This is a genomic window from Paenibacillus mucilaginosus 3016 (genome assembly GCF_000250655.1).
Classification (GTDB): domain Bacteria; phylum Bacillota; class Bacilli; order Paenibacillales; family NBRC-103111; genus Paenibacillus_G; species Paenibacillus_G mucilaginosus.
In genome coordinates, this window is the sequence record NC_016935.1 from 1,565,057 (window position 1) to 1,577,942 (window position 12,886).

9 protein-coding genes are annotated in these 12,886 nt (G+C 59.7%); 8 read left to right on the forward strand and 1 reads right to left on the reverse strand.

Annotated elements, in window-relative coordinates; all coding sequences use genetic code 11:
- The first annotated feature begins 16 nt into the window (after positions 1–16).
- The 6 genes from PM3016_RS06970 to PM3016_RS38475 all read left to right on the forward strand — a co-directional run bounded on the left by PM3016_RS06970 (position 17) and on the right by PM3016_RS38475 (position 7,374).
- Positions 17–1,783 (forward strand): cache domain-containing sensor histidine kinase, encoded by a 1,767-nt coding sequence (locus PM3016_RS06970; RefSeq protein ID WP_013917190.1) that lies wholly within the window; start codon positions 17–19, stop codon positions 1,781–1,783.
- Positions 1,784–2,250: 467 nt separating this feature from the next.
- Entirely contained in the window at positions 2,251–3,930 is a 1,680-nt protein-coding gene (locus PM3016_RS06975; protein WP_041619050.1) for an ABC transporter substrate-binding protein, read from the forward strand.
- 127 nt (positions 3,931–4,057) lie between these two features.
- Positions 4,058–5,029: an ABC transporter permease gene (locus tag PM3016_RS06980; protein WP_014368910.1), complete on the forward strand. Its 972-nt coding sequence runs from the start codon at positions 4,058–4,060 to the stop codon at positions 5,027–5,029.
- A gap of 80 nt (positions 5,030–5,109) precedes the next feature.
- Positions 5,110–6,027 (forward strand): carbohydrate ABC transporter permease, encoded by a 918-nt coding sequence (locus PM3016_RS06985; RefSeq protein WP_013917194.1) that lies wholly within the window; start codon positions 5,110–5,112, stop codon positions 6,025–6,027.
- Between the two features lie 74 nt (positions 6,028–6,101).
- Positions 6,102–7,118, forward strand: a complete 1,017-nt coding sequence (locus tag PM3016_RS06990) for an endo-1,4-beta-xylanase (protein ID WP_014368911.1) — start codon at positions 6,102–6,104, stop codon at positions 7,116–7,118.
- A gap of 100 nt (positions 7,119–7,218) precedes the next feature.
- The gene (locus PM3016_RS38475) at positions 7,219–7,374 is read left to right on the forward strand and encodes a hypothetical protein (protein WP_187297996.1); all 156 of its coding nucleotides are present in this window, start codon (positions 7,219–7,221) and stop codon (positions 7,372–7,374) included.
- 520 nt (positions 7,375–7,894) lie between these two features.
- Here PM3016_RS38475 and PM3016_RS06995 read toward each other — a convergent pair.
- Positions 7,895–9,676 (reverse strand): S8 family serine peptidase, encoded by a 1,782-nt coding sequence (locus PM3016_RS06995; RefSeq protein ID WP_014368912.1) that lies wholly within the window; start codon positions 9,674–9,676, stop codon positions 7,895–7,897.
- 303 nt (positions 9,677–9,979) lie between these two features.
- Here PM3016_RS06995 and PM3016_RS07000 point away from each other — a divergent pair, with 303 nt between their 5' ends.
- Positions 9,980–11,509 carry an ethanolamine ammonia-lyase reactivating factor EutA gene (locus PM3016_RS07000; RefSeq protein ID WP_014368913.1) on the forward strand — a complete coding sequence of 510 codons (1,530 nt, stop codon included), beginning with the start codon at positions 9,980–9,982 and terminating at the stop codon, positions 11,507–11,509.
- Complete coding sequence (locus PM3016_RS07005) at positions 11,506–12,870, forward strand: ethanolamine ammonia-lyase subunit EutB (RefSeq protein ID WP_014368914.1); 1,365 nt, start codon at positions 11,506–11,508, stop codon at positions 12,868–12,870. Before PM3016_RS07000 ends, PM3016_RS07005 begins: the two co-directional genes overlap by 4 nt.
- Positions 12,871–12,886 lie beyond the last annotated feature (16 nt).

The following is a 12,886-nucleotide window of genomic DNA, read 5'->3' on the forward strand; positions in this document are numbered from 1 at the left end:
GGAGACCGTGATTGGCATGGGCAAGCTGCACCTCAACCATATGAGGCTCCGCGACAAGTGGCTGCTGATGTATGTCCTGTCGGTATTCATCCCGATCGTGCTGACCAATGTGGTGTTCTATCATGTGACGACGACGAACATCAAGAACCAGAAGCACCGGGATGCTTCCGTGGCGATCGACAAGACGGGAAGCGAGATCCAGGCCCTCATGGACGAGGCGGCCGGGGTATCGTATATTTTCTTCTCCGATCCGCTGCTGAATGAAACGCTGGACCGGGACTACCGCTCCTCTCTCGATTACATTGAAGTGTACCAGAACACGCTGCGGAGCATGTTCGATAAGTATAACGAGTCCACCTACCAGTCCATCCAGCGGATCGAAGTGTACTCGGATAACAAAACGCTGCTCGCTTCGGGGAGCATGGAGTACATCAGTGATACGGTCCGCAGCACGCCGTGGTACAAGGAGCTGATGAATGTCCCTGCGCCTAACCCGGTTCTGCTCCGGACGGGAGAGACGCTGAGCCTGCTTCAGCGGCTCGACAATTACAAGTATTACAACGGACACGAGAAGTTCGTGAAGATCACGCTGAATATGGGCACCTTCCAGCAGCGGCTGCGTAATTCGACCTTCGACGGTGAGCTTTACCTGGTGAACCGCGAAGGGCACATTGTCTCCACGAATGTGCCGGGCGTGGATTGGAAGAGCGGCAGCGCTTCGTTCGCCTCGCTGTCCCCGCGGGAGAAAGCCCTGTACTACGAAGTACCTTATACGACCCGCAGCTATCTGAGCGGATGGAGTCTGCACGGGACCATGAACGACAAGGTGGTGCTCGAGGAGGTACGCAAGTCATGGAAGTTCCTGATCTATCTGGCCTGCCTCAATTTTGTCATCCCGTCGATCATCATCATAGCCATGTCCCGCTCGATCCATGTGCGGCTTGTCCGCATCCTGAGGCATATGAAGAAGGTCAAGAACCAGCATTTCGAGGAGATCCCCGACGAGGAATACCGGGATGAGATCGGCCAGCTGACGGCGGAATTCAACCGGATGACCTCCCGCATTCGCAGCCTGATTGACGATGTCTATATAGCGGATATCCAGAAGAAGGATTCCGAACTCAAGCAGCGGCAGGCCCAGCTTCATGCGCTCCAGAGCCAGATCAATCCCCACTTTATGTTCAATGTACTGGAGACCGTGCGCATGCGCAGCCTCATGAAGGGGGAAGGGGAGACCGCGAAGATCATCCAGCATATGGCCAAAATCTTCCGGAAATCGATCTCCTGGGGACGGGACTGGGTCAGCGTGCGTGACGAAATGGAGCTCATCGAGCGGTTCCTGGAGATTCAGAAGTACCGCTTCGGCGACAAGCTGGACTACCGGATCACGGTGGAGCCTGCGGCGGGCGATCTGTCGATCCCGAAGATGACCCTGCTGCCGTTCGTCGAGAATGCGAGCATTCACGGGATCGAGACCTCGCCCCGCAAGGGGTTGATCGTCATCGGTATCGCGGTCGACAGGGGCAGCGGAGAGCTTGTGTTCTCCATCCGGGACAACGGCGTGGGGATGTGCGCTGCGAAGCTGAACGAGATTCTCGGCTACCTGGAGGAGGACGATTCGATGGGCGACCGGGTCGGCATGAAGAATGCGTACTACCGCCTCCGGATGTGGTTCGGCGGAAGCTTCCGATTTCATATCGAGAGCGAGCAGGATATCGGCACGTTCGTGAGCATCCGGCTGCCGCTCGAGACGGGAGAAGCCGCGCTGTCCGAATCCCGCTAGAGGCAGGCTGGCAGCGGGAGCGGCGCGGCGGCGGCTGGGTTGAATCCGTCCTGCGAAGAACCGGAAGGTACGGCAGGTCCCGCCTATCACCTCCGGAAGCGTAGAGACCGCAGCGGACATGCCCGTATCAGCCGTCCTGCCCATTCAGCGGGCAGGGGAGCCGTCCTGCGGCGGCCGGTTTGCCTATACGGGTGGAGGAGCGATACGTTCCGGTTTCCTATCATCGGTAACGGTGCCGGGACATGGCCGGCATACCGGTTTGAGTATTAGGGCTTCCAAGGCGAAGCCCTTTTTTGACGCATCCTATTTATCCCATCTCACCCATTTTCCTGATTATCGCCGTTTGCATATGCTTTTCAAAGTGGAAACTAAAGTTTCAGGGGTACATGACGAAAGTGCTCCCGCGTTATACTGAAAGTGCTTACACCGTTAGTGAATTTCGAGGATCGAAAGGGGTAGTAACGCAGATGATCAACCATAAAAAGATAGCTGCCGTGAGCTTGTCGGTGCTGCTTGCAGCGACAGCCGTGGGATGCAGCAGCGACAAGCAGCCGGAGGCCGGCACAGCCCAGGAATCCGCCGGGGCCGCGGATGACAAGACGCCCGTCACGTTCACTTATTTCTCCTTCTCGAAAGAGAAAGACGTCAACTCGAACGAGACGGTCATTGGCAAGGAGCTCGAGAAGCAGACCGGTGTTAACTTCAAGATGGAATTCGCGGTAGGCGATTCGAAGACGAAGTCGGGGGTCATGATTGCGAGCGGCGACTATGCCGACGTCATTGTGCCGGAAGGCGAGATCGACAAGCTGCTCGACGCCGGCGCCTTCATCCCCCTCGATGAGCTCATCGAGAAGTACGGCCCGAACATCAAGCGGGTATACGGTCCTTATATGGATAAGTTCAGACAGGAAGACGGCAAGATCTATCACCTTCCATTCTCCGCCAACCAGGGCTATATCACCGACCCGGGCATCTCCCAGGGCGCCTTCTGGATTCAGCGGTCCGTGCTCAAGGAGTTCGGCTATCCGACGATTAAGACGCTCGATGAATATTTTGACCTCATCAAGAAGTACAAGGAAAAGTATCCGCAGGTGGACGGCAAGGACACGATCGGATTCGCGGCCTTCGCCGGCGTGAAGGACAACTTCTTCGCCCTGACGAATGCGTCGATGCACCTGGCCGGCTACCCGAACGACGGCGGTGTCATTGTCGATATGAAGACCCACGAGGCGAAGGTCTACTCGGCGGGCGAATACGAGAAGCGCTGGATCAAGAAGCTGAACGAAGTCAACGCGCAGGGACTCTTCGATCCGGAATCGTTCACGGTCAACAAGGACCAGTATCTCGCGAAGCTGACCTCCGGCCGCGTGCTCGGTTACTTCGGCTATAACTGGCTTGTCGGCGATGCGACCAACAACCTGAAGAAAGCCGGCGTCGACGAGAAACGCTATGCGCCACTGCCGATTGTCTTTGACAAGGACATCAAGGACCAGTATCTCGATCCGCCGGCCTTCGTGAACAACCGGGGCATCGGCATCTCCGTTAAGGCGAAGGATCCCGTGCGCATCATTAAGTTCTTCGACAACCTGCTCAAGGAAGAGAACCAGATCCTCGTACAGTGGGGCATCAAGGACCAGACGTACACGGTCAATGAGAAAGGCCGCTACGTCCTGACGCCGGAGATGCTCAAGAAGCGCAACGATCCGGAGTTCAAGCGCTCCTTCGGCTTCCAGTACTTCGAGTACAGCTGGCCGCGTTACGGCAACAACTCCATTCTGAAGGACGGCAACTCCTACGGCGTGGGCAACCAGCCGGAAGTGGCGGAGATGGATTACACCGAGGGGGACAGGAAGATCCTCCAGGCTTACGGGGCGAAGACCTTCGCGGACATGTTCTCGAAGCCGGACGACCGTCCATGGTACCCTGCATGGAGCATTAACCTCGGACAGGGCACGCCGGAACAGATCTTCGGCCAGAAGTCGCAGGACCTGCAGCTGAAGTACCTGCCGAAGCTCATCATGGGTTCGCCGGATGCGTTCGATGGCACGTGGAAGGAATACACCACGGAGTTCGGCAAGCTGGACAGCAAGACGTATGAGGAAACGATCACGAAGGTGGTCAAAAATCGTATCGCAGGCAAGTGGTAAAAGGACGGGGGGGCTGCTCCTGGCCATGCTGTAGAGATAGGGAAGCGAGCGGAGGACCGGAAGGCACGTACTTCGGTTCTCCTGCCTGCTGGCTGTAAAGAGGGAGAAGGAAAGGAGCTGCAAACCAGTGGAGAAACCTATAGAGAATGTATTTCCGGCCGGGGCCCGGCCAGCTTCAAGTCCTACCGGATTGAGGTTGTTTTTCAAAAAGCTCGCCCAGCAGAAGGCGCTGGTGTTCATGTCGGTCCCGTTCCTGCTGTGGCTGATCATATTCAAATATTTACCGCTCTGGGGCTGGGTGACCGCCTTCCAGAAGTATCGACCCGCGAAGAGCTTCGCCGACCAGCAGTGGGTGGGCTGGCTGAACTTCGAGATGATTTTCAAGGATGCGGCCTTCTACCAGGTCCTGCGCAATACCCTCGTTCAGAGCTCGATCAAGCTGATTCTCGGTTTCGTCACGGCGATCGCCCTCGCCATCCTGCTTAATGAGCTGCGGAGCCTGCTGTTCAAACGTGTCGTACAGACGATTTCGTATCTGCCGCACTTCGTATCCTGGGTCGTAGCAGCCAGTATCATTTCGACCACCCTTGCGCCGGAAGGCATTGTGAATGTACTGTTACTCAAGCTCGGCTGGATCTCCACACCGGTGCTGTGGCTCGGCAAAGGAGAATATTTCTGGGGCATCCTGGGTGCTTCTGAGGTATGGAAGGACGTAGGCTGGAACACCATCATCTATCTTGCGGCGATTACCACCATCGATCCGTCGCAGTACGAAGCGGCTGAGATTGACGGAGCGAACCGCTTCCAGCGGATCTGGCACATTACGATGCCGGGCCTGAAGCCGGTGATCGTCATTCTGCTGATCCTTAACATCGGGAATATTCTGGAGTCGGGATTCGAGCCGCAGTACCTGCTCGGCAACGGGATGACCGTCGATTACTCCGACAACCTGGACATATACGTACTGAAGTGGGGCCTGAACCTCGGGAACTACTCCCTGGCTACGGCAGCGGGGATGTTCAAGACCGTGGTGAGCTTTATTCTGCTGATCTCGGCGAACTCCATCTCCAAGAGGCTTGGGGGAAGCCGGTTGTACTGATCTCCCACCGGTCAACGCGCCGCTTTACAGGAGGCGTTGAACTGCAGTTTCTTTCACCTAATGCAAGGAGGTAGAAACCCATGAGCGAACCATCGGCTTCCGGAGCAAGATACAAGAGCCTGCCGGACAAAGTGTTCGATGTATGCAATATCATCTTTATGGTGTGTCTGATGATCGTCACGCTGTATCCGTTCGTGAACATGCTGGCCGTTTCGTTCAACGATGCGAACGACTCGATCCGCGGAGGCATATACCTGTGGCCCCGCATGTGGACGCTGGAGAATTACAACTACATCTTCAGTGAAGCATCGGTCTATCAGGCTACACTGATCTCCGTCCTGCGGACCGTGCTCGGCACCGTGATCTCGGTCTTCTGCACGGCCATGCTGGCCTACACGCTGACCCGTCCGGATTTTGTCCTTCGCAAATTCATGTCGGTGGCGTTCATCTTCACAATGTACTTCAGCGGCGGCCTGATTCCGGGCTATCTGCTGATCAAGGGCCTCGGCCTTACGAATTCATTCTGGGTCTACATTCTTCCCGCGGTGATCGGCGTATTCAATCTGATTGTCATCCGTTCCTTCATCGAAGGGCTGCCGGAGGGATTGCTGGAATCCGCACGGATTGACGGCGCAGGCGAATTCGCCACCTTCCTGCAGATCGTGCTGCCGCTGACGATCCCGGCACTGGCCACCGTGTCCCTGTTCGTCGCCGTAGGCCAGTGGAATTCCTGGTTCGACGTCTTCCTCTACAACTCGTCGAACGAGAACCTGAGCACCCTGCAGTATGAGCTGCAGAAGATTCTGCAGACGACGAACACCTCCGCCACTTCGGCGGCGGACCAGTTCGCTTCGGCACAGGGGAATGTTACGTTCGTGACCCCGACCTCGATCCGGGCGACGATGACCATCATCGCGAGCGTGCCGATCATCCTGGTCTATCCGTTCCTGCAGAAGTATTTTGTCAAAGGGCTGACGGTAGGCGGCGTAAAGGGCTGATTCACGGTTCCGATGACAGTACTCAGAGTACGGCCATAGGTAATCACATTTACAACAAAGGGGTTGGGCATGCAATGGAGCAGAGGCGGCAGGATCAGATCACCGTGATTCCCTCTCTGAAGGAGGTATATGCGGACCGGTTTGCAATCGGTGCGGCGGTGAGTCCGCAGACGATCGTAACGCAGAAGGAGCTGCTGGCGGCGCACTATGGCAGCCTTACGGCGGAGAACGAGATGAAGCCGGTCTCCGTCCAGCCGGAGGAAGGACGGTTCACGTTCGAAGACGCGGACCGGATCGCCCGGTTTGCTGAAGAGCATGGGATGCAGATGCGCGGGCATACGCTCGCCTGGCACAACCAGACGCCCGATTGGATGTTCGTGGACGGCCAGGGACAGCCAGCCGGCAGGGACCTCGTGCTTCAGCGGATGAAGGACCATATCGGTGCCGTAGTCGGCCGTTATAAGGACCGCATCAAGGTGTGGGACGTCGTCAACGAGGCGGTATCGGACGAGGGGCCGCAGCTTCTGCGCCCGTCGAAGTGGCTGGAGACGGCGGGAGAGGAATTCATCCGCAGGGCGTTCGAGTATGCGCATGAGGCGGACCGGGATGCGCTTCTGTTCTACAACGATTACAACGAGTGCCATCCGGACAAAAGGGACCGCATCCACCGGCTGCTGAAGTCCCTGAAGGAGCAGGGAACACCGGTCCACGGCATGGGCATGCAGGGCCACTGGAGCCTGCAGCGCCCGTCCGCGGACGAGATCCGGGCGGCGGTGGAGCTGTATGCCTCGCTGGACCTGCAGCTGCATATCACGGAGCTCGACGTGTCGGTATTCGAGTGGGACGACAAGCGGACGGACCTGCTGGAGCCGACGGCCGAGATGCTGGAAGCCCAGGAGCGCAGGTACGAAGAGATCTTCGGTCTGCTGCGGGAGTACAGCGGGGTCATCACCTCCGTGACGTTCTGGGGAGCCGCCGACGATTATACGTGGCTCGATCATTTTCCGGTGAGGAGCCGCAAGAACTGGCCGTTCCTCTTCGATAGGAACCATCAGCCGAAGGGCTCCTTTTGGAAGGTGGCTCGGCTGTAGCGGCTAAGGGGGCTGCGGCCGTACGAAGAGACGACGGTCTGCCGCATATACAGTATGCGGAACAAAGCTGCTGCCGGATGCAGCAGAGGGTGACCCGGGTATGGGGAAACTGGTTGCAAAGCATGCGATCCCATTGCAGCTGGGTGAAGTCTTACTTTGCGTGGAAGCCATTACCGCCTTCTATCCGGCTTACGTGCAATGGAAAGAGCGGCGATGTGCACAAGCAGCACAGGACGCGGTACAAAACGGCTTCTGAATGAACCAGATGGATCACAGGAACACGAAGAGACTGCTTTCAGCAAGCGAAGCCCGCATCCCATTGCGCGGGTTAAGTTCAGCCTTTTGCGTGGAAGCCATTACCGCCTCCTATCCGGTGTTCGTGCAATGGTACGATCAGCGATCGTCTCCAATTCAGGAAGCATACAAAGCTGCTGCTGGAGTTCAGCTGCGGTGCAGGGCTGTCCATCCGTTCCGTTATGAATAGCAAAAGTAGTGCTGCTGGCGCAGCGTGCGGCAGACTGGCGGGGTGACCCGCCAGTCTTTCTGCATTTCGGGGAGAGACAGAAGATATGATCTTATAAGGGGACCTCTATCGGGGGCCGCCCTGGACCGAGGCTGATCCCGGGCGGCTTGGTAAAGGAGAGGGGCTGATGAAGCGGCAGTGGATCTATGTAATGGGACTGTGCTTGTCCGGCATCCATCGGAGCAGCACAGTCCAACCAATGAGGCTGGGTTCAACTAATGGCGGTGGATTAGAGGAGATGGGAACACGGTTCCTAAGCCCTCAGCCTCTCTTCATCCAGTCCGCCGCTTCCCGGCACGGACTCCCGGATCTTGAGCGCCTCCTCTACGGCTGCCCGGGCATCGGTCTTCCCGTGCCCGAACCAGGGGCTCCAGGTACCGTCGGGATCGCCGATATCCTGGAAGTCGCCCTTGTCGAAGGGGGCAATGGGAGAGACGTCCCAGGACGGATCCGGATCAAAGCTGGCGGGCGGCGTCTTGGGATACCCCTCCAGGTTCAGTTCCTTCGAAGCAGTCCGCTTTAGGAGGGAAGCGAGCTCCAGCGCGCTCAGCGCGGGATTGGCGGACAGCACGAGCGCAGCGATGCCGGCCGCCAGGGGCGTGGCGCTGGACGTTCCGCCGAACCGGTCGGTCACGCCCTGGCCCTCCGTTGTCGTAATGCCAAGCCCCTGCACCGGCACGCGGTAATATTCATGCACATTGTTAGTCGGCGCGCAGACGGAGATTCCCGTTCCATAGTTCGAATAATGGCTGCGCTGCGCCGTGCTGGCCAATGCCGCTACGTGCATAACGCCGGGGATGCCGACCAGGTTGTTGCTGAAGACGCGGGTCTTCTCTACGCCGACCCAGACGAGAGATCCGTCCGGTCTGAAGCTGACGCCGCTCGTATACGGGACATCCTGGTCAGCCGTATGGTGGATGGGGCAGTTCTCGTTCCCGGCAGCCCACAGGAAGAGGATCCCCCTCCCGCGTCGGCCACCGGTAAGAGCCAGCTCCCTGATGCGGCGGATGACGACCTCCGGCCACAGGGTCACCGGCACACCGCCCCAGGAGTTGGAGAGGATGTCCACTTTATCCTGAACGTAATTCAGGGCGCGCAGCAGCTTGGAATCGCTGATGAATAGCGAGGGGCCGCTCGACTCCCACTTGATGGGCAGCAGCCGGCAGCCTGGGGCGGCTCCGACCGTCAGCAGAGCATCGGCTTCGGCGCCGATGACTCCCGCGCATGAGGTTCCATGGTCCGAGCCTGCCTCGTACATGCTCGCCGGGTCTGCATCCACATCTTTATTTGTGTACAGACGCGGGCCGCGGAAGTACCCCCAGCCGGCGAACTTGTCCGGCGAGTCAAAATCGGGATGATCCAGCCGGCAGCCGTCATCCGTGACGCCGACGACGATATCGGGGCTTCCGTGATGCCCGAGGAGCTGCCAGGCTTCCTCGCACCGGGAAGTGGCCCGCGGATCGAAAGCAGGCTCCCCGGAGCGGGAGTGCAGATGCCACTGCTTAAGATACGAAGGGTCGCTTGGAACCAGCTCCTGGTATTTGTTCATTACATAGTTGAGGTCGTGCTCGGCGGAGGCCACAAGAGGCTCCTGCTCGGTCAGCTTCACCACCAGCTTGACCGGGTTCATGCCCGTCTGGTCGGTGAGCTGGAAGAGATAATCCCGGTCGCTGTAGGATTCGAGGACGAACAGGCCGTAGCGGCCCGCGAAAGCGCCGACTTCTTCAGACGGCAGAGGTTCATGGAAGGAAACAATGATCCGGTCGGTGACAAGAAATTCTTTCTGCGTATCGGCCACACGGTAGACATGGTGGGTCGGCGCGAGGTGCCGGGCCTGGGTCATCAGGGGCTCCAGCTCTTCCCGGTCCGTCACGACGCGGGAGGAAGAAGCGGATACCTGCGTGGCATCCGGGATCCCGATCTCCCGCTGAATTTCGCCGGGCAGGGCACGGACGACGAATTGGTCGGGTTCCTTGGTCAGGGCGATCTTCCTGCCGGCACGATACGTATAAATTTCCCCATTTTGCGGCATCATGTTCTCTCCTTCGCCATAAAATTACAAACACATGTTCGTATAGCTTGGTGTAGAATCCATAATATACCATGAATAAATGGAAATCAAGCACTTTTTCGTGTAACAGATATTGACGCAATATTCGGTTACGAATTAAAATGAATGAAATTCGAAAGATGCATGTAATATTACATAACACGAAATATGGCGTTTGCATCAGGGCCGGCGTATTGAGGAAGAACCGTTTTCTGCGGAATGTAGAGACAGGATCTAACTTCAAGCGCCTTTTTTTGTTACAAGGTCGGTTCCCATCAGGAGGAAGGTATGGAGGAACGGTGGATTACGAGCGTGGGCATCGACCTCGGCACAAGCACGACCAAGTGGATTCTGTCCGGCCTCAAGGTGGTCCGGAGCTCCGGGGATGGTGCGCTGCCGCGCGTGGCGATTACGGACCGGGTAATCCGATACGCGTCCGAGCTTTATCCGACGCCGCTGAAGCACGGCAGCGAGATCGACGCCGAGGCTCTTATCCGGCTGATGGCTGCGGAGTACGGCCGGGCGGGCATCACACCGGAAGGGATCCATTCCGGGGCGGTAATCATTACGGGGGAGACGGCGGCCAAGACCAATGCGGGGGAGCTGATTGGGAGGCTTGCACGGGGAGCGGGCACTTTCGTTGCCGCCGCGGCGGGAGCGGACTTGGAGGCGCTGCTGGCCGGCAGAGGGTCGGGAGCAGCCGACTATTCACGGCGGACGGGAAAAATGGTCGTCAATGTCGACATCGGAGGCGGGACGGCCAACGCGGCCTGGTTCCGGAGCGGCGAGCTGACGGCTTCGGCAACCCTGCATATCGGGGGAAGATTAATCCGCCTTGGGGCGGACGGCGAGGTCCTGTATGCGGCAGAGCCGCTGCGGCGGTGGCTGGAGCCTGAGGGGGCAGGAGCCTTACGGGCCGGCGGGCGGCTGGACTTCCCGGCTCTGCGGGAGATCTGCCGCCGGATGGCTGCCGGATTGGTCGCTTACATCGGCGGACCGCACGGGCAGCCTGCAGTCGGGGGCATCGAGGCGCTTCTCGTCTCCAGGCCGGAGCCGCACAAGGAGCTGCCGGTGCCGGAGGAGATCTGGATCTCCGGCGGGGTCGGCGCCTTGATGAGGGCTGACCCGCCCGCATCGCTGCAGGAGACCGCACGCTATGGGGACATCGGACCGCTGCTGGCCGCCATGCTGCGGGAGGAAGCTCTCGCGTGTCCTGTGCCTCTGCGTCCCGCTGAACAGCAGGAGCGGGCCACCGTGATCGGGGTCGGCACCCAGACAACCGAGCTCAGCGGGGCCACGATGTACCTGGACGCCGGGGCACTGCCGCTTCGGGGCGTACCGGCTGTGGTCTGCGGGCTGCCGGAGGAGCATGCCTCCGAAGCGGAGGATGCCGCCGGGCTCCGGCAATCCCTGCAGGCGGCTGTGAAGCGGGGAGCTTCGCTGTACGGCGCCGTGCCGGCCGACCCGCCCTTCGCGCTTGTGCTGCGCGGGGACTGCTGCTCCTACAGGCGCCTGCAGCGGTTGGCGGCAGAAGTGACCGGGGCCTATGCCTCGGCCGCTCCGGACGCCTCGGTTCTCCTGGTCGTCTGCGAGAGCGATATGGCCAAGGCGCTCGGCCAGCAGCTGGCCCGGCGGTCCAAGGACGCAGGTCTGCGGATGGTGTGTCTGGATCAGCTCAGGCCGGAGGAAGGCGATTACCTCGACATCGGACTGCCGCTTGGGGAGGAGCTGGTGCCGGTGGTGCGCAGGACGTTGATTTTTCAGCTGGAGGGCGGCGGGACGGACCCCGCCCCCGGGAAGGAAGGTGGGCGCGAATGAGGCTGGGAACGGTTCTGCGGGGAAGGGCGTACGAATTCGCGGACCTGAAGGAAGTGATGGCCAAGGCCAACGAGGAGCGGTCGGGCGATGCCCTGGCGGGTATTGCGGCCCGGGATCTGACCGAGCGGATCGCCGCCAAATTCGTGCTGGCGGACACGACGCTGGAGTATATCCGCGGGCATCCGCTGCTTCCGCCGGAATGTGATGAGGTGTCCCGCCTTATTGAAGAAGGCGTAGACGAGGACGTTTACCGGGAAGTGAAAAGCTGGACCGTGGGAGAGCTGAGGGAGTACCTGCTGCGTACGGACACGACCGGTGCCGCGATGCTTCATACGGCCAAGGGACTGACCAGCGAGATGATTGCGGCCGTATGCAAGCTGATGTCGAACATGGACCTGATCCAGGCCGCCGGCCGGATCCAAGTGGTGACCACGTGCCGTACGTCCATCGGACAGAGCGGGACGCTGGCCTCCCGCGCCCAGCCGAATCATCCGACGGACCGGATCGGCGGGATGAAGGCTGCGCTGTTCGAGGCGCTGAGCTATGGCGTGGGGGATGCCGTCATCGGGATCAACCCCGTCAGTGATTCGACCCGGACGACCGCTGACCTGCTCCAGGCGGTGAAGGAAACGATCGACCGCTGGTCGATCCCGACGCAGAACTGCGTGCTGGCACATGTGACGACGCAGATGAGGGCCGTGGAAGGAGGAGCGCCGGCCGATATGCTGTTCCAGAGCCTCGCGGGGACGGAGGAAGGCAACCGGGGATTCGGCATTTCGGCCGCCCTGCTGGAGGAGGCTGATGCGCTGATCCGGGAACGGGGGACCGCCGGCGGCCCGAACCGCTGGTATTTCGAGACGGGGCAGGGCTCCGAGCTCTCGTCGGGGGCCCACGCGGGGATCGATCAGGTGACGCTCGAGGCCCGGTGCTACGGACTGGCCAGGCGCTTCCAACCGTTTATCGTCAACACGGTCGTCGGTTTTATCGGCCCGGAGTATTTGTATGACAGCAAGCAGGTGATCCGCGCCGGGCTTGAGGACCATTTTATGGGCAAGCTGCACGGACTCCCCATGGGAGTAGACATTTGTTATACGAATCATATGAAAGCGGACCAGAACGACATGGAGGCGCTGGGCGTGCTGCTGGGGGCGGCGGGCGTGAACTTCGTGATCGGCGTGCCGATGGCCGATGACTGCATGCTGAACTACCAATCGCTGAGCTATCACGATATTGCGTCGCTGCGGGAGGTACTCGGGCGCCGGCCGGCCCCTGCGTTCGAGGCCTGGATGGAACGGATGGGCCTCATGGCGGACGGGAGACTGACCCCGGCGGCGGGGGACGGGTCGCGGTTTGCCTTTTAATGAGGGGAGGCGGGGA